Source organism: Aerococcus loyolae (assembly GCF_002871915.2).
Classification (GTDB): Bacteria; Bacillota; Bacilli; order Lactobacillales; family Aerococcaceae; genus Aerococcus; species Aerococcus loyolae.
On sequence record NZ_CP126958.1, the window covers coordinates 1,322,398 to 1,341,103 of the forward strand.

An 18,706-nucleotide genomic window follows, 5' to 3' on the forward strand; every position below is an offset into this window, starting at 1 on the left:
CTATTGTGACATAAGAATAACTTGTATTAATTCTATTTTTTAACTCGATCCTCTTGCATTTTTATCTGATCAATTAGATCTTGATAGTTATCTTGTGCAAATATGTTATTAGGATCTAATATACCTAATTGATGACAATAATCTTCAAATGAATATACCGTTAAACCAAGATTGCTAGCTTTAGTCACTATATCTTCCACTTCTACCCCGTAATTGATATCTAGGTAAATATTAGCCTTTAATAAAAGACTGTTAATCTGGTCTTTTCCTGCTGCTGGATAGAGAGACACATTAGGATATTTTTCTAAATCCAATAATCGATCTGACATTTGAGTTTGGGCTGCAATATGGAATTGATAATTGGGTAAACCTTGAATAATTTCATCAATATGCAGCAAATAATCTTGTGCCGTCAAGATAAAAATATTATGGTCTTTCCGCATTAACGGGCAATGGCTAAGGTCCCCTTCAAAATCTGAAAGTCCTTGACTAAATATTTTAAAAACTGTTGCCGTTAAGAGACGTTGGGTAAAATAGCCTTGGATAATAAGCTGACGAAAGTTAGCAACATTATCTATTAGTTCCTGATAAGTACTTTCTGACATATTTTCTATAATCTCATTTGCTTCTTCTAATGACTTGACGACATAACCTAGGCCATTGTCTTCAATAATTTTTCTATTAGATAAGCTTTCAGGGACAAAGACCGGGATACCTGCAGCTAAATATGTACTCAATTTATGGGTAATACACATTTGGAAATAGTCTTGAATATAATCTTGATCAGTCCAGACCAGCCCAAAACCGCCCTTAGATAAATTGGTTAAGAGTTCATAATCAGGTAACCACCCTTTAATTGTCACTTCCTTAGGCAAATCTAAATTTTGACCATGGTTTGAGTAAACATCAACAGCACATGAAATTGGCCATTGCTTTATAAAATCAAACTTATTAATATCTCCTGCAAAGTGAATCTTCTTTTGAAATGAAATTTTTCCAGGTTGAAATTCCGTCGGGTGGTCCCACATAGCTTGGATTAAAACCTTATCGACCCTTAAACCTTCTAAATAAAGACGTTGATACATTTCTTGGGAAGGAACAATTACCAATTCAGCTTCATTGTAAATTTCAATGAGAGAACTCATCAAATAATAATTTTGAGGGAACATGATTGGTGGTATATCATGAATAAACACTATTAAATGTGCTTTAAAAGTATACTTAATTTTATCAATTAGAGCCCTTTCGAAACGTCTATCATTCCATGTTGGTAATTGAACAACCACCAAATCTCCTTGACTTAGGCCAGCTAGAATTCCATCTAAGCGCTTACTTAATTCTTGATCAGAATCATAAGAAGTTTCATATGCATAGATAGCTAATTCATTAAAATCCAATTTTTGAGCAATCGTTGTTGTCATCTGTTGAGAAATTAATGCTGTACTTACAGCAGAGTGACCATGCAAATTGGTAATATGCTTTCTCATCGATTATCCTGCCTTCCTAGCAACTTCTTTATTTTTAAAATGTAGCTTGGTACACTTCTCTACCAACATGATTGGAATGGATAATTTGGGAATTAATTGCTTGCTGCCATTGCTTTTGATTATTTCCTAAAATCTTGATTGTATTCGACAAAGAAGCAGCTTCTTCTTTTGAGAATATAAACTCATCGGCGATATAGGCCTTCTTATGCATAGTTTCTTGAAATGCCATGTTTAGACAATGAAACTCAAAGGCAGCACGAACCGCATCAACGATCTCATTACCATGATTGATATCCAAGTAAAAAGAAGCCTGTTTGAGTAGTTTTTGAATCAAATCCATAGATATATTCGGATAGAGTTGGACATTAGGATATTGCCCATAATCCATCAATTTCTCTGACATTTCCGTTACGGCGCCAATTCTAAATTGAAAATCAGGCAAATTGTCTAACAAAAGATCTAATTGTTCAATCTGATCAGAATTGGTTAATATTAAAATTTCTTTAGCAAACTCTTTGTCCTGCAGTATAGGATAAATATAGCCTAAGGGTGTAATCGCTTCACTTGGTAATTGATTTAATTCACACAATTCCAGTGCACGTTGGTAAGTGGCCTGGTCAGGAATAATGACCTGATTACACCGTGGTGTCTGCCCTTTAAGGATCAGTTGCATATTACTTGGAATCTCATCTGTCAAAGCTTCATGCCAAACTAAGATATCCTCTCCTTCCCGTGGAAGAGAGTGCGAAATTAAGAAAGGAGTTGCCAAAGAGTTAATAATCATTCGTTCTATAGATAAACCGGATCTTAATAGATAAAACTGATAAAAATCCCTTTGATTATGAAAAAATCGCTTCTTTCCTTGCCAATCCAAAATGACGTTACCAGTCACATAGTTATCGACAATAACATCATGACCTAAAGTATCAAAATAGATTTTCATATGAGCATCTTGACCTTGACGAATGATTTGAGCATAGCGACGCCCAAACTGGTTATAACAATCAGTCCACATGATCTGCTCTTTATCATTCAACCAATCTACTGCCTGAACTAAACGCTGTCCACTATTGGTAAAGTAATGGATATCTGCACGCTTATGGTGATAATCCCAGACACTAGCTGACGTATTTGTCGCTTTTATCTCCCAATTTAAAGGAACTGGCACTTCATTAAAATACAAGGGGCTACCTTGCTCTTCGCCCATAAAAAAGCGATAGGGAGATGTCGTACCATGGGGTAAAAATCCATCCTCATTTAAAATCACGGTTGGGAAATTAAATCCAGCACGGAGCATCGATTGGTGAAAATCCCGCGTGGCTTCATCATAATTATCAAATAATTGAATCATGCTTGAACCTCCTCCACTAATTGCTTCCATGCATTTTCTACATGCTTGTGTAAATATTGCTTAGCAATAGAGTATGACCGTTCACGCATAGCTTGGCGATCAGCAGTTTGGAAATAAGTAAGAATTGCTTGAGCAAAAGAATTGATAATCTCTTCTCGCTTCATCTCTCGGTTAAAAGGTAAGAGATAACCATTTTTTTTATTTTCAATAAAGGTGGGGTTTCCATAAGGAACATCTAAACCAATCATCGCCTGACCTGCACTCAGAGCTTCAACTAATGTTAGTCCAAAACCTTCACTGGTAGAAGCAGTGAGATAAAGAGGATATTTGGGATAAATTTCATCTAGGTGATGGTGTCCCTTGAGTTCAATATAATCTCCTGCATTGAGTCGATTAATTTGCTCCTGAAGACTCTTTCTTTTTCCACCTTCCCCATAAATATCAAATTGGACTTGTGGCAACTGATCGTGTACCTGGACTACTGCTTCAATCAACCAATCAATATTCTTTTCTCCAGCTAAACGAGAAGCAGTCATCATTGCATAAGGATTAATATTAGAGTCAGCTTGCATTAAGTGATCAACACTTCCCACTGGAATTGTATAAACCACCGGCTGAATACCATAATAATGATTGAATTGTTCCAAAAGTCGCTGGGTCTGAGCCTGAGTTGAAGTAATATAGAAATCAAATTGCCCGTAATGTGTAAAAGGATACTCATAGTGGTTATTCCACAGGATATTCTGGTCATTAGTCAATGTTTGATTATAATGTTCAGCATGCACCACAGACCCTAGCTTGGCTCCATTTAAATGGTCTAAGAGCCCCTGACCAATGCCATCTGAACGATCTAGTAAAACAATGTCTTTGTCAGTTAGAGCTAATTTTTCAATAAAGTAAGCGACTAATTCTTCCTTGGAATAGATAATACGGTCTTTTAATCGGTAAGTCGAATCGTCTTGGTTAATAAATTCTTCATAAGCGGTGGTGCCATCTTGATTAAAGTAACGTCGCATATAGAGGAGTGCTTTATTATTATTCGGTGCATAGTATTCGGTTAAAAACTTAAAACGATTAAAGAAATCTTTCCGAATTAATTTGTTGTTAGCAGTATATTCTACTCGATTGACAAGATCTTCTCCTTCTCTTGATAGATAACACATAGCAAACTGCTTGCCTTGATCATAGGTCAATTTTACCCGGCGATTATCTAGCCTTTCTTCCTCAAGACTATCAGATATTTTTTCCTTAATTTGGTCAAGTGTGACTGTCGTTTGGCTAAGTGGAATATCGGTAAAATATAAATACATCCAAATAACATCTTCATTCGAAAAGCCTATATTTTCAGTAAAATGAGCAATATTTTCATTCAAAATCAAATCAGTAAAGATAAATTTACAATCTAAAGATAATTCTTTAAAAATACGATAACGATAAATCTGTGCATACTCTACGCCACTCGATGCCCAGCCTATTCCTTTGTTAATGTTATAGATAGTCAGAGTAACCACTTCCTTACTTTGTATTATGTCAAAGCTTTATCTTTAGGATGCTAAAGAACCATTCTCTAGCATCCTAAAAACAAAGCTAGAGGGTAAGATTATAACTTCTTACCCTCTTTTGCTTTGTTTAAGATCAATCAGCAATTTTACGCATCTTCATCTTTCTTTCTCTTGAAACCTAAAGCACTTAGACCTGCAAGAATTGCAGCTAATCCTGCTCCAAGAATAGAGTTATTTTCTGCTCCTGTTTGAGGCAAGAATCCTGATTGCTTAATTTCAACTTGAGACTCTTGAACAGTATTTGAAGCACTTTCAGAACTTAATATTGATAATGATTCAGTAGAATCAAGAGATTCTGAAGTTGAATCACTTTCACTCAGAGATTCAGATCTTACAAAATCAGATTGACTAGTTTCTGCTGGAGCCGCTGCACTTGCTGACTCTGATGCAGAGATACTTGAACTTGTAGACTCAGAGACTGATGCGCTCGATCTTGCAGATTCAGAGGCTGAGACACTTTGTGACGTGCTTACTGAGCTAGACTCAGATTGTGAAGCACTTACAGACTGTGACGCTTCCACCGCGGAGGTTGAAGCACTCTGTGACGCGCTTACTGAACTAGACTCAGATTGGCTTGCGCTCACGGATTGTGACTCTTCTACTGCTGAAGTTGAAGCACTCTGTGACGCGCTTACTGAACTAGACTCAGATTGGCTTGCGCTCACGGATTGTGACTCTTCTACTGCTGAAGTTGAAACGCTTTGTGAGGCACTTGCTGAGCTTGATTCTGATTGTGACGCACTTACAGACTGTGATTCTTCCGCGGCTGAGGTTGAAGCACTCTGTGACGCGCTTACTGAACTAGACTCAGATTGGCTTGCGCTCACGGATTGCGATCCTTCTACTGCTGAAGTTGAAGCGCTTTGTGAGGCACTTACTGAGCTAGACTCAGATTGTGAAGCACTTACAGATTGTGACGCTTCCACCGCGGAGGTTGAAGCACTCTGTGACGCGCTTACTGAACTAGACTCAGATTGGCTTGCGCTCACGGATTGTGATTCTTCTACCGCTGAAGTTGAAGCGCTTTGTGAGGCACTTACTGAGCTTGATTCTGATTGTGACGCACTTACAGACTGTGATTCTTCCGCGGCTGAGGTCGAAGCACTCTGTGACGCGCTTACTGAACTAGATTCAGACTGAGAAGCACTTACAGATTGCGATTCTTCTACCGCTGAAGTTGAAGCGCTTTGTGAGGCACTTACTGAGCTAGACTCAAACTGAGAAGCACTTACAGATTGCGATTCTTCTACCGCTGAGGTTGAAGCACTCTGTGATTCAGATCGAACAGTCGATTCACTTTCCGAAATACTATTGTTATCTTTCGTCACATTAACAGTAACGTTAGTATTATCCTTAGTACCATCTGGATAATTGACCACAACAGGAATCGTTACAGTACCATCTTCAGGCCGTCCTTTACCTGGAGTAAAGGTTACTTGACCAGTATTCGGATCAATTGTTGCTGTATCTCCCGTATTAGGATTTGTCCAGTTGGTTGTCCCATCACCAAAAGTAAAGTTAGTACCAGTAGGTGGTGTCACATTATCTTGATGGGTCTTCGGACCAGTTGGATTGTTTGGATCATTTGGAATTTCACCACTAAAGCTTGGATTTACAGTCGTCGGTGTTGGATTTTCACCGGATTCAGTTTGACCAACAGGATATGTAGGTTCATAGGTCTGATCATTAGGGTTATCTACAATCACCTTTACAGTTGTTGGTTCTACTGAATTATCTGGATAAGTAACCATTACCAATACTTCATAAACTCCAGGATTGGTTCCATTGGGAATTTCATTAGGATTAAATAGCATTAATGTTGGAGTTTTACCCGGATAATCAGAATTTTCCTCAAAACCTGGAATCGTTACTGCTTCCTTAATTTCTTCTTCAGTTGTTGATTCTCCGTAAGCTTTATTTATCGTTTTTGTGTTTGGTTCATATATTTCATTTTCCGGCTGAGATTTTACTGTTACAGTAACTATCGCTGTATCTTTTGTTCCATCTGGATACTCCACTATGACTGGAACTTTATGTACACCTGACGTTTTGCCATCAGGTAATTTGCTTGGATCATTAACTGTCACAATTGGAGATTTACCAGGATAATCAGAATTCTTCTCATAGTCTGGTACCGTTACAGCACCCTTAACTTCATCCTCCGATGTCGGCTGGCCGTAATCTTTATTTATTGTTTTTGTAGTTGGTTCATACTTCTCATTTTCCGGTTGTTCTTTCACCGTTGCAGTAACTTCAGTCTTATCCTCAGTTCCGTCTGGGTAAGTCACTGTCACAGGTACCTTATGTTCTCCTGGCGTATTGCCGTCTGGTAAGGTCGCTGGATCATCAACCGTTACGGTTGGTGTTTCACCTGGATAAGCTGGATTTTCTTCATAACCTGGAACTGTTACGGCATTCTTGATTTCTTCTTCAGTTGGTGCTTGACCGTAGTCTTTCTCAACTGGTGTTACTTCAGGTTGATACTTATCTTTTTCAGGTTGTGGCTTAACTGTTACCGTAACAGTCTCTGGATCTGTCGTCCCATCTGGATAAGTTACAGTTACAGGAACTTCATAACTACCTGGCGTGTTGCCATCTGGTAAGGTCTCTGGATCATCAACCGTTACCGTTGGCGTTTCGCCTGGATAAGCAGGATTTTCTTCGTAACCTGGTACCGTTACTGAATTCTTGATTTCTTCTTCAGTGGTTGGTTGGCCATAATCCTTCTCGATTGGATTTACCTGAGGCTGATACTTATCTTTTTCTGGTTGTGGCTTAACTGTTACCGTAACTTCAGTCTTATCTTCAGTTCCATCTGGATAAGTTACAGTCACTGGAACCTTGTGTTCACCTGGAGTATTTCCATCTGGTAAAGCATTTGGATCATCGACTGTGACCGTTGGCTTTTGACCTGGATATGCTGGATTTTCTTGGTAACCAGGTACAGTTACCGCACCCTTGATTTCTTCTTCAGTCGGTGATTGTCCGTAGTCTTTCTCAACTGGTTGTACTTCAGGTTGGTACTTATCTTTTTCTGGTTGTGGTTTAACCGTTACCGTAACTTCGGTCTTATCTTCAGTTCCATCTGGATATGTCACAGTCACAGGGACCTTGTGTTCGCCTGGCGTATTTCCATCTGGTAAAGTACTTGGACCATCCACTGTTACCGTTGGCTTTTGGCCTGGATAAGCTGGATTTTCTTGGTAACCAGGTACCGTTACCGCATTCTCGATCTCATCTTCAGTTGGCGCTTGACCGTAGTCTTTCTCAACTGGTCTTACTTCAGGTTGGTACTTATCTTTTTCTGGTTGTTCCTTAACTGTTACTGTAACAGTCGCTGGATCTGTCGTCCCGTCTGGGTAAGTCACTGTCACAGGTACCTTATGTTCTCCTGGCGTATTGCCGTCTGGTAAGGTCGCTGGATCATCAATCGTTACGGTTGGTGTTTCACCTGGATAAGCTGGGTTTTCTTCATAACCGGGAACCGTTACGGCTTTCTTGATTTCATCTTCAGTCGTTGTTTGACCATAGTCTTTCTCAACTGGAGCTACTTCAGGTTGGTACTTATCTTTTTCTGGTTGTTCCTTAACTGTTACCGTAACTTCGGTCTTATCCTCTGTTCCATCTGGATAAGTTACAGTCACTGGAACCTTATGTTCGCCTGGTGTATTTCCGTCTGGTAACGCATTTGGATTATCCACTGTGACCGTTGGCGTTTGGCCTGGATAGGCTGGGTTTTCTTCATAACCGGGAACCGTTACGGCTTTCTTGATTTCATCTTCAGTCGTTGTTTGACCATAGTCTTTCTCAACTGGAGCTACTTCAGGTTGGTACTTATCTTTTTCTGGTTGTTCCTTAACTGTTACCGTAACTTCGGTCTTATCCTCTGTTCCATCTGGATAAGTTACAGTCACTGGAACCTTGTGTTCACCTGGAGTATTTCCATCTGGTAAAGCATTTGGATCATCGACTGTGACCGTTGGCTTTTGACCTGGATATGCTGGATTTTCCTCGTAACCTGGAACCGTTACCGCATTCTTGATTTCATCTTCAGTCGGTGATTGTCCGTAGTCTTTCTCAACTGGTTGTACTTCAGGTTGGTACTTATCTTTTTCTGGTTGTGGTTTAACCGTTACCGTAACTTCGGTCTTATCTTCAGTTCCATCTGGATATGTCACAGTCACAGGGACCTTGTGTTCGCCTGGCGTATTGCCGTCTGGTAAAGCACTTGGATCATCAACCGTTACGGTTGGGGTTTGGCCTGGATATGCAGGATTTTCTTCAAAGCCCGGTACCGTTACCGCATTCTTGATTTCTTCTTCGGTCGGTGCTTGTCCGTAGTCTTTCTCAACTGGTTGTACTTCAGGTTGGTACTTATCTTTTTCTGGTTGTTCTTTAACTGTTACCGTAACTTCAGTCTTATCTTCAGTTCCATCTGGATAAGTCACAGTCACAGGTACCTTGTGTTCACCTGGTGTATTACCGTCTGGTAAAGCACTTGGATTGTCAACCTTCACTGTTGGCGTTTGACCTGGATATGCAGGATTTCCTTCAAAGTCCGGTACCGTTACCGCATTATTGATTTCATCTTCAGTTGGTGCTTGACCGTAGTCCTTCTCGATCGGAGTCACACTTGGCTCATAGACTTCATTCTCAGGCTTACGGGTGACTTCAACATAGACATCAACGGTATCTGTTGTGTTGTCTCCATAAGTGATCGTGACTGGGATTTGGATGGTCTGGCCAGCCTTGCCTTCAGTCATGCTTGCTGGAACAACGATTGAGCCATCATTATTGACGGTTACGCCTTCTAGATTTGTTGTAAATTGAAGAACTTCTGGGTTCGCCACTTGACCGTTCTTGATAAAGGTTGGTGCAGCAACTGTGTCAGCTTGGCCTTCTTCAACGGAAACATTGTCATAGCCTGGCTCGAATTCTTCGGCCATGGAAACTTTTTGCCATTGGGCGTAGACAGTGGTTGAGTTTTGGAAAGCAGTTTCAGGCGTAATGTAGTTCCCTGAACCGTCTTAGGCGGTATTCCACCCTAAGAAACGATAACCTTCCAAGGTTGGGTCATTGGCCATATTGCTTGCTAGACCGTTATTGGTGTAGCCCACTTCGTTGGAGAAGTCTTCGTTTCGAGGCACATCGGAGTTCTCAATAGCTGTCGTATTTCCTGCAGCATCATTCGTTTCTGCAGGAGCAGCGTAAGTCATCACACGCCGAGCCGAGGTCCCGTTTGGATGGTTGAGGTCATAGGTCACTTGGATAAGGACCCGAGCGATAACCGCATCTGAACCTACAGACGTTTGGATAGCTTCCTCATCTTCAGAAAGCGCTCTTTCTTCAGCTTGCTTGGCGGTATGGTAATTGAAAGATCTTGCCACAATTGGCGAATCCTTGACAACGCGATCAGTATCTGGAATAGCGTATTCGAACTTGTACAGTCCTTTACCTGGTTCTGGATAGGTCTTGTCGCCTTCAACTGTATAGGTCGCACCAGGTTCTGCCGCGTTTCCTGACATGGTCCGGACATAGCGGGTCTGACCTGAATTAGCATCAATATAGGAGATTTCTACTAATTGGTTAGGCACATAGGTATAGCCTGTAATCACCTTATCGAAGTCATACATATCCTTAACGACAGGCATGTATTGGGTTCTATCGAGTAAAGCTGAAGAGTTCACTTCTGTCCCGATGATTAAGCGTGGAGCGTAGGATGTTTCAGCCTGACCTTGACCAAATTCAGCAACTTTTACACCATTGATATAAACTTCACCGCTGTTATCAACTAACTTACCGTTGGCCCCGGTATAAAGTCTAATATCGGAACCCGAAGCTAGCTTGAAATCATAAGGCAAGGTATAAGTATAAACCGTATTATTGGCATTAACGTCAAAGTCATAGCGGGCATCGGACCCTCTGGCACCGCGGGAAGCTGGGTAAACCCCTAAGTGACCGATGATTGGCGCTTCGCCAGCTTTCATGGCTAACTTAGAAGCAGAATCTGCCCAATACAGGATCTCACCATTGACCAAGTCTGACCGTTTGACACCCTGGTTAGTTGGTCTAGCAAAGCGGATTTCAATTTTATCCCCTTGTCTAGCCGAAACGTCCCGATCTGTTGTCATCTTGACCCGGTCAATGCCATGGTCATTTTCAATGATCATGCCTGTATGAACTGAAATCGCAGTCATTTCAGGCTGTTGGTTATTGATGGTTGGATAAAGTTTCTTCAGATTGTCTGAGTCGATATTCAAAGTTGTCAAGGTAAATTGTTGGCCTGACATTTCAGTCGAAACATTATCGATAAAGCCTTGGGTTCCCTTGTTAGTGTAAACAATCTGACCGATTTCATCGTTGGTTTCAAATTCTTCAGGTGCGTAAATCACATAGGCCATATCCCCGACCACATTAACCTGGCGTCGGGTAAAGCCTGTCCGGACGCTATTTGGATTAACGGCACCCTTCATTCCTGAGGTAATCGAAGGCTCAACATAACCGATATAACCATAGTCATCTTCCTTAAGGACATCTAAGAGTTCCTTGTCGAAAGCTAAGCGATAAGCAATGGATTGGCCGTTGAGGTTTTCATTTCGGTTATTAGTATCCTTCTTGTGGAATTGACTAGCCACATAGAGCTTGTTTTCAGCAGGATTGTAAGAAACCGTATTTTGGCTAGAAACAAAATCTGGGGCTTGGTCAACTGAGGACATGACTTGGAGATAAGGGTTGAGCCCTGTCTTCAAGTTAGTTGAAGTCGTCTTAGGAATGGTCACGGACTGGGTGTAGGATCCATAACCGGTTAAATTCATATTGGAATCATCTGTACCACCCATAAACTTAGTGTAGACATTCCCATTGGCATCGAGAAGCCGAGCCTGGATAGTCGTATCGATATTATCTAACTCTTCTCGGGTCACATTATCCCGCAAGTAGAGACGGATAGGTGAGCGTTTGGTCTCCGTTCCTGTTTCAAGGTTTGATAGAACTATAATTTTATCGTTAGCCTTGCTACCATTGGTGAAACGATAAATTTCACCATTTCGGTCTTCATAGTAAGACTTAGTCCAGTCAATCCGTTTCTGCAGGTCATCCGAAATCCTTAAGTTAAGACGTTGCCAAACATAGGCCGAACGCGGAGTATGGGTATACATCATATCGATAACTTGGTCGCCATCAGCTGTCTCGTGAAAACCCTTGTATTTCAATTGCTGAACGCTCAGAGGCTCGGATGGGTTATTAATCGTCCGTAAGCCTTGACCAGGTTCCAATTCCCAACGGGTGGAGTTTTGTCCTTTAATAGACTGCTCATCCCAGTTAGGTTCCAGATAATACTTCTTACCTGTATCCACATCTTCAAAGTATTTGCGGCCATCTTGGTCGGTCTTAGGTGTCAAGATGGTATCTGCTGTGGTTGAATCATTGAGGTCAGAGATGATCTTATCGACCTCTGCAGTGGATTGAGCGGCGTCGATCTTAGCTTGAACGGCTGCCACATGAGCTGGGTCAGCGCTGGTCGCTTGCGAATTTGTGGCTTGGGTCCGGGCGTCGAGGATGGTCTTGGCGCTCGCTTTAGCGGACTCTTTAATGCGGTTAAGTTCCGCTTCTTGCTGCACTTTTTCTTCAGGACTTGCCTCTCCTGGCTCGACATTAGCGGCAGGATACTTGGCTTGGGCTTCTTTAATCACCGCGCCAATTTCTTCAATGGTATTGGCCGCATCGATTTGTGCCTTATAAGCTGCTAAGTTGCTGCTTGCTCCTGCATTACCGGCTAAGGCTTTTTCTAAGTCTTCCTTGACTTGGGCCTTATTACCTGCTAGATCGCTGACCGCCGCATAGTAACCTGCTTGGCCGCGATCATCTTCCTGAGCGGTTGAACGCTCTAAACCTGTTTGTAAATCACTGGCTTGACGCTCTGCTTCAGCTTTAGTTTTACCATTATTTAAGCTCGCTACTCCAGCCAGGTCCGTAGCATCACTAGTTGTTCGTGCCACAAAATGATTGACTGGCACATCAGGGAGTTCTACCCCGCTAACCCCATAATAGTTTTCTTGAGTAGAAGCGCTTCTTAAGCCAGCACCCTTTTGAACTGCTGAGCGTTCTTCAACAGCAGCTTCTCTTTCATTAGCCGCTACTGGAGCCTCTTGACTACGTGAAGCAAATTCTTCCTCACTGACACTAGCTTCCTCATCAGCTAAGCTTTCTGAACTGGCACTAGAATTGGATTCAGATTCACTATCACTTTCACTAGTGGCAGACGATTCTGATGCGCTAATCGTAGCGGATTCAGAACTGGACACAGCGGCTGATTCAGAAACTGATAATGACTCGGATTCGCTGATCGACTCAGACTCACTAATGGAGAGTGATTCCGATTCACTAGCGCTAATGGAAGCCGATTCGCTTGCTTCAGTATTTTCTGAAGCTTCATCAGCGACTTCACTTGCTTGAACCGTTTCGGTCGTTGATTCCGCTGCTTTCAATGCGGCGGAATCGGTATTAACTAAGGTTTCTTTTTCAAGAACTTTTTCCTTAGGTAGTTCATCCGCATTCACTTGGGGTGTGGTTAAGGCTACACCACCAGCTAAGGCACCTAAGGCAGTCAGTCCTTTAAATAGGTACTCCTTTTTATCTGTTGAAGTATTTTCTTCAACTTGGGAGGACTCAATATGCTCAATTACGGGTGATTTTCCGAAGAAACGCAGTAAACCAAATTGTGAAAGACATGATTTCACCCAGGACTTCCCGGCTTTATACATCTTCACTCGTGTTTTACGTTCAGTTTCTAGATAATCCCCATGCCTAAATTTCCTCATATGCAACTCCTTCTTAATAACGATTGAAAGACATAGTTCAGACTAAAAATATAAGAAAATACCCGAGACAATAAGGGCTCAAGGTACATTATTTAGTTAGGATTATCTCATATTTTTTGTAAAAATAAAGCAAATTTAAGATTTTATACGCTTTAGTATATTGTTTTCCTGCAAAAAGAACATTATTTTAGAAAATTGTATTTATTTCTATATTTATCCAATTGTGGTCAGGTTGAAATGGTCATTAATGGTTTTTAGAACTGAGTTTAACTACGACTTTAAATCAAAAATTTTTACCTTTTTCCAAGAAAAAAGCTCCTAGCTTAGCAATTAACTAAGATAAGAGCTTAGGAGGTTGTTGTATTTAGTGTTAACTGAATCTATTTATAATGTCTGACCGGCCTAGTTGCCCTTGGCTAGGGCTGCTTGGTGGTCTTCTTTTATTTGAGCTAATTTATCGGGGTCAAGAATTAAATCTAAACCAGTTAAGGCCAGTAAAGTAGCAGCAATGCGGATGGAATCGAGCCCCTTGGCCGACTTCGCTGCAGCCACTAATTCTGTTGAGTGACCCGGTACGGGCTCTTCAGAAATGGCTAGGAAGGGTTGGATGGTCGGTACTACATAAGAAATATTGCCTACATCGGATGACCCATGGGCTTGGCTATCGGGTTCCTTAACCGTATCCAAGTCCAAGCCCACTTCGTCAGCATGACTGAAGAAAATTTCATCAAAGGAAGGCGTTATGATCATGTCATCGACCTTATTTTGGAAGAGGCCAAACTTCAATTGGGCACCGGTCGCATGGGCGGCGCCTTCAGCAATTTTTTGGACTCTCTCTCTGACCTGGTCCAGGGTATGACGGTTATAAGCGCGAATATAGAAACGTCCCCGGCAGTAATCCGGAATCACATTAGCCGCCTTGCCGCCGTCAAGGATCACGCCGTGGATGCTGACATCATCGTGGAGGTGGAGGCGTAAGGCATCGATCCCATTAAAGGTAAGGATCAATGGTTCCAAGGCTGAGATCCCGTCCTCTGGGTTAGCGGTAGCGTGAGCTGACTTGCCAAAGAATTCAATATCGACAGGATCATTAGCGTATAAGTGGCCACTAGGACTGGTGTCTCCACCGGGATGCACACAGAGAGCCGCATCGACATCATCCAAGAAACCTTCGCGGACAAAGCTTTCCTTGGCTGAACCGTTCTCCCCACCTTCTTCACCAGGAGTCCCGTAGACTCGAATCTCGCCACCGACCTGGTCAACGACTTGCTTCAAGGCCGCAGCGGCCAGGCTGGAATAATTACCAAATAGATTATGGCCACAGCCATGGCCAATATCAGGTAAGGCATCGAATTCAGCCAAGTAAACCAGAGTCGGCCCTTCCTTTTCACTCCTATAACGGGCATCAAAACCCGTAGGATGGTCAGCGACGTCCTTTTTCACCGTAAAACCTTCCTTTTCCAGCTGGTCGGTCAAGACTTCTTGAGCATAGTATTCATGGTTACTGGTTTCCGGGTTGGCGTGGATTTTTAGGGCGTTGTCTTGGTAAGTGGCTAAATTGTCTTTGACATAGTTCTTAATAGTTTCTTGTAGGGCTTTTTTATCGGTAGTGGTCATTTGACATACTTCCTCTCCATGTGATGGTTTCGTTTTTTTGCTAGCGTGTGGTTAAAGTCTAGTTGCGGCCAAATAGTTTCCAAGCAGCAACATTGGCCCCGTTGGATTTATCTTTAATGACTTGTTCGGTTTCGTCAGTTTGGTAGGTTTCAACTACCTTCTTATAGGTTGGGTTATCCTTATCTTCTTGACGAGCGACCACAATATTCACATAAGGTTTAGACCGTTCATCGACCGGTTCTTTGAAAATAGCGTCTTGCGGTGCTAAGCCGGCATCCACAGCATAACCACTGTTAATGAGAGCAATATCCACATCATTTAAGGTCCGTGGGGTTTGGGCAGCATCCATTTCTTCAATCTTTAGCTTTTTAGGATTTGAAGTAATGTCGTCCACTGTTGGGGTAATTCCAGCGGCGTCATCCACTTCAATGAGGCCAGCAGACTCTAAGAGGATAATGGCCCGACCACCATTGGTCACGTCGTTAGGAATCGACACGGTGGCCCCGTCTTGTAATTCTGACAGGTCCTTAATCTTATGGGAGTAAATCCCTAATGGTGCCACTACGGTATTTCCAATGGAGACTAAGTCCGTGCCGAATTGTTCATTGAATTTATCTAAGAAGACTTGGTGTTGGAAGGCATTGAGGTCAACTTCTCCCTCTTCCAAGGCCTTATTAGGTTGGTTGTAGTCAGAGAATTTGACGTATTCCAAGTTAATTCCCTCACCTTTGAGACGTTCTTGGACAGTATCCCAGTCGCGAGTATCATCTCCAACTACACCGAGTTTGACTGTGGTTTCCTGCTTGCCTTCACTGCCACTACCACTATTAGACCCACAACCTGCCAAAGCAAGAATACTTAATGCACTTGTTACTAATACTTTTTGCCATTTCTTCATTATAAAGACCTCCTAATATTTTCCATAAAAAAAGTCCTTTACTATTCACTTGAATAGCAAAGGACGACGTATCGTGTTACCACCTTTTGTTCAGAGTCCTACTGTTAATGAATATCATTGTAGCAACTCCCTCGACCTAGCCGAGACCTTAGATGTCTAGACTAGCGCTCCTGCTATCGACCGAGCCCAGCCGACCTTGTCTACTTATTGACAAGATATCCTCAAAGGCCATCTTCAGCGCCTTTCACCTAGTTCCTCTCACCAAACGGAACCTCTCTTCAAAGTGGCTAACACTTACTCTCCTTATCAAGGGATGATTTTATGGATAATTAACTATGCACTTAGTCTATCACCGGGCATCGGTCCTTAGCAAGCGTTCGCCTGATACCGGTTTATCATCACTTGTGTTCGTTTTTACCGATACCTCGCTTAAATAAGACTCTATTTCTTATTTTTACGGTTACGGAAGAAGAAAAATCCGCCCACGATCAATAAGACGACACCGACAATTAGGGCTGTTCGAGTCACTTGGGCCCCAGTTTGTGGCAGGCTTTGGCTGTAATAGGTTCCGGCAGCCACACTAGTCCCATCACCTAGTAAGAATACCACTAAGGCACTGAAAAGACTTAAGAAGTATGCCGGCAAATTGTTACTTATTTTTGACAGGACCTTTGTATCTTTCATCAGAATCTTCCTCTCTCATTTTCTAAACCCATTATAGCAAAAATGAGACTTACACCAAATTCATAGCTATCCTGCTGACTTTTTATCACGACTTAAGCCTGGTGGCCGCCAATCAACTTATTGCGCTCCAAACCAGTCGCTCCTTCCACCAAACTGTTGGCGTAAAAAAGCGAGCTAGGGCCATAGTGGTCATGAATTTTTTGCATGGTGTCATAGAGACGTTCTTTCTGCAAGGTGCGGTCCGGGTCTTCAAAGAGACTAAGTTGGATACCGACCTTCTCTTGAAATTTACTAGCACTGAGGGCGATTTGGCGGATGGGCTGCCCATCCTCATAATACAAACGGAAGAGTTCCACCCAGGCGGCATTGAGGGCTTCAGGACGGTCGGTAGGATCAATAGGGATTTGATGGCGGAAGCCGCGGTCAACCACCTCATGGGAATAACCGACTGACAGAGAGACTTGACCAGCGAGTAAATGGTGCTGGCGTAAACGGGCTGCGATATCATTGCCCATCTCGCGAATAATAATCGCCACTTGGCCCGGGTCAGTATAATCACGCTGGAGAATTTGACTCTTACCAAAAGACCGTGAGGAAGGTACATATTTGTCACGGATAATACTGTGATCAATCCCGTTAGCATGTTCAAAAAGTTCCACACCAATAATTCCTAGCCGCTTTTGGAGGAGATAGACATCGGCATGGGCTAAATCTTCCACGGTATAGATGCCTAATTGGTTGAGCCGCCGCTCTAAGCCCTTGGCAATCCCCCAGAAATCCCTTAACGGGTCAATCTTCCAAACCGTCTCGGGGATCGATTCATAGGACCAATAATCAATATAGGGCGGGGTCTTCTTGGCCGAGTTGTCCAGACACAGTTTAGCCAAGAGCGGGTTATCACCAATCCCTACCGTGGCAGTAATCCCAAAGGCCTGGTAGACATCGGCTTGGATTTTTTGGGCAATGGTTTCATTACTGCCAAATAACTTGTGACTGTAAGACACATCCAAGAAACTCTCATCAATACTATAAATATGGAGGTCTTCTGGGGCAACATAGTTCAAAAAAATCTCATTAATATCGAGATTAATCTCAATGTATTGGCTCATATTGGGAGGGACAATTTGAATATTGTGGTAGCCGGGAAACTCGAAGAGCCGCGATCCAGTTTTCAAGCCATACTTGGCTTTGACTCTTGGCGTAGCAGCGAGGACCAGGCCGCCATTGGCTTCTCCCCGTGACATGACGACCAATTCTGCTGTCAAGGGGTCCAGTTGCCGGGCCACGCATTCCACACTAGCGAAAAAAGACTTCATATCGATGCATAGAACATCGTGTTTGGGTTCTTTACTATAATCAAAATCATAATAGTAGCGTTTCATGACCATTATCCTCTAACTGATTCAGTGATTGCTTGAACAACTTTTCTTTATTTTACGAACATACGTTCTTTTTGTCAAGTTACTCCCTGAAGCTGGATTTTAAGGACTTATTAAAAGTACTTACTTTTTGTGAGCATAAAATTTGTCATTGGCCTTCATTGTGGTTAGACTAGGTAATGTAGTTAGAAATTAAAAAAATAAAAAATGAAAGTAGGAGATATTATAATGACTAAATATGGTGTTGTTTTAGGTTCAATCCGTAAGAACTCATTTTCAGAAGCGATTGCTAAAGGGATCGTAAAAGGCTTACCTGAAGATGCAGAAGTTACCTTCATTGAAACTGCTGACCTTCCCCTCTATAGCCAAGACTATGACGAAGCGCCAGAACAACCTAAAGAATATACTCGTTTCCGTGAAGAAGTGAAAGCCCAAGACGCTATCATCTTCGTCACCCCAGAACACAACCGTAGCGTTCCTGCTAGCTTGAAGAACGCCATTGACTTAGGTTCTCGTCCATATGGTTCCAGCGTTTGGGAAGGTAAACCAGCACTTGTTGCTTCTCAATCACCAGCAGGTATTGGTGGGGCAATTGCTAACCATACTCTCCGTCAATCCTTAGTCTTCTTAGATATGCCAGTGATGCAACAACCTGAACTCTACATTGGTAACTCCGCAAACTTCATCGGTGAAAACGGCGAAATCACTGCCGAAGATACCCAAGAATTCTTAGCTAACGCTGGTAAAGCTTTCGCTGAATTTGCCGCAAAATTCGTTTAAGCCTAAGATTTTAACAAGATAAAATACTGACATCGGGCCGTGACTCTCGTGAAATCACGGCCCTTTTTAATGGTTCACTTTGTATAAAATAGTCAAGCGATTCTCTATTTAATGACTTGAGGAACTTCA

10 protein-coding genes are annotated in these 18,706 nt (G+C 42.3%); 1 reads left to right on the forward strand and 9 read right to left on the reverse strand.

Going from position 1 to position 18,706, the window contains the following annotated elements; translation table 11 throughout:
- Window positions 1–32: 32 nt before the first annotated feature.
- From CJ190_RS06020 to CJ190_RS06060, 9 genes are all read right to left on the reverse strand, one after another.
- Window positions 33–1,487 (reverse strand): hypothetical protein, encoded by a 1,455-nt coding sequence (locus CJ190_RS06020; protein WP_064292126.1) that lies wholly within the window; start codon window positions 1,485–1,487, stop codon window positions 33–35.
- 34 nt (window positions 1,488–1,521) lie between these two features.
- The gene (gene gtfB, locus CJ190_RS06025; protein WP_064292125.1) at window positions 1,522–2,838 is read right to left on the reverse strand and encodes an accessory Sec system glycosylation chaperone GtfB; all 1,317 of its coding nucleotides are present in this window, start codon (window positions 2,836–2,838) and stop codon (window positions 1,522–1,524) included.
- Complete coding sequence (gene gtfA, locus CJ190_RS06030; protein ID WP_224783446.1) at window positions 2,835–4,349, reverse strand: accessory Sec system glycosyltransferase GtfA; 1,515 nt, start codon at window positions 4,347–4,349, stop codon at window positions 2,835–2,837. Before gtfA ends, gtfB begins: the two co-directional genes overlap by 4 nt.
- A 137-nt stretch (window positions 4,350–4,486) precedes the next feature.
- Window positions 4,487–9,346 carry a Rib/alpha-like domain-containing protein gene (locus tag CJ190_RS06035; protein ID WP_101602527.1) on the reverse strand — a complete coding sequence of 1,620 codons (4,860 nt, stop codon included), beginning with the start codon at window positions 9,344–9,346 and terminating at the stop codon, window positions 4,487–4,489.
- 81 nt (window positions 9,347–9,427) lie between these two features.
- Window positions 9,428–13,219 carry an accessory Sec-dependent serine-rich glycoprotein adhesin gene (locus CJ190_RS06040; protein WP_070597935.1) on the reverse strand — a complete coding sequence of 1,264 codons (3,792 nt, stop codon included), beginning with the start codon at window positions 13,217–13,219 and terminating at the stop codon, window positions 9,428–9,430.
- Window positions 13,220–13,621: 402 nt separating this feature from the next.
- On the reverse strand, window positions 13,622–14,836 hold the full coding sequence (locus CJ190_RS06045) for a M20 family metallopeptidase (protein ID WP_064292123.1): 1,215 nt from the start codon (window positions 14,834–14,836) through the stop codon (window positions 13,622–13,624).
- Between the two features lie 58 nt (window positions 14,837–14,894).
- Window positions 14,895–15,734, reverse strand: coding sequence for a MetQ/NlpA family ABC transporter substrate-binding protein (locus tag CJ190_RS06050; protein WP_064292122.1), 840 nt, complete (start codon window positions 15,732–15,734; stop codon window positions 14,895–14,897).
- Between the two features lie 441 nt (window positions 15,735–16,175).
- A complete protein-coding gene (locus tag CJ190_RS06055) occupies window positions 16,176–16,418 on the reverse strand; it encodes an LPXTG cell wall anchor domain-containing protein (protein WP_064292121.1) in 243 nt (80 codons plus the stop codon).
- A 92-nt stretch (window positions 16,419–16,510) separates the two neighbouring features.
- Window positions 16,511–17,800 carry a Y-family DNA polymerase gene (locus tag CJ190_RS06060; protein WP_082888578.1) on the reverse strand — a complete coding sequence of 430 codons (1,290 nt, stop codon included), beginning with the start codon at window positions 17,798–17,800 and terminating at the stop codon, window positions 16,511–16,513.
- Window positions 17,801–18,025: 225 nt separating this feature from the next.
- On the opposite strand from CJ190_RS06060, the gene CJ190_RS06065 reads away from it, so the two are divergent.
- The gene (locus CJ190_RS06065) at window positions 18,026–18,577 is read left to right on the forward strand and encodes an NADPH-dependent FMN reductase (protein ID WP_064292120.1); all 552 of its coding nucleotides are present in this window, start codon (window positions 18,026–18,028) and stop codon (window positions 18,575–18,577) included.
- Window positions 18,578–18,706: the final 129 nt, after the last annotated feature.

Coding starts and splice junctions, on each gene's coding strand:
- CJ190_RS06020 (WP_064292126.1), bottom strand. CDS start 1,487: ATGAGAAAGCATATTACCAATTTGCATGGTCACTCTGCTGTAAGTACA.
- gtfB (WP_064292125.1), bottom strand. CDS start 2,838: ATGATTCAATTATTTGATAATTATGATGAAGCCACGCGGGATTTTCAC.
- CJ190_RS06035 (WP_101602527.1), bottom strand. CDS start 9,346: ATGGCCGAAGAATTCGAGCCAGGCTATGACAATGTTTCCGTTGAAGAA.
- CJ190_RS06040 (WP_070597935.1), bottom strand. CDS start 13,219: ATGAGGAAATTTAGGCATGGGGATTATCTAGAAACTGAACGTAAAACA.
- CJ190_RS06045 (WP_064292123.1), bottom strand. CDS start 14,836: ATGACCACTACCGATAAAAAAGCCCTACAAGAAACTATTAAGAACTAT.
- CJ190_RS06050 (WP_064292122.1), bottom strand. CDS start 15,734: ATGAAGAAATGGCAAAAAGTATTAGTAACAAGTGCATTAAGTATTCTT.
- CJ190_RS06055 (WP_064292121.1), bottom strand. CDS start 16,418: ATGAAAGATACAAAGGTCCTGTCAAAAATAAGTAACAATTTGCCGGCA.
- CJ190_RS06060 (WP_082888578.1), bottom strand. CDS start 17,800: ATGAAACGCTACTATTATGATTTTGATTATAGTAAAGAACCCAAACAC.
- CJ190_RS06065 (WP_064292120.1), top strand. CDS start 18,026: ATGACTAAATATGGTGTTGTTTTAGGTTCAATCCGTAAGAACTCATTT.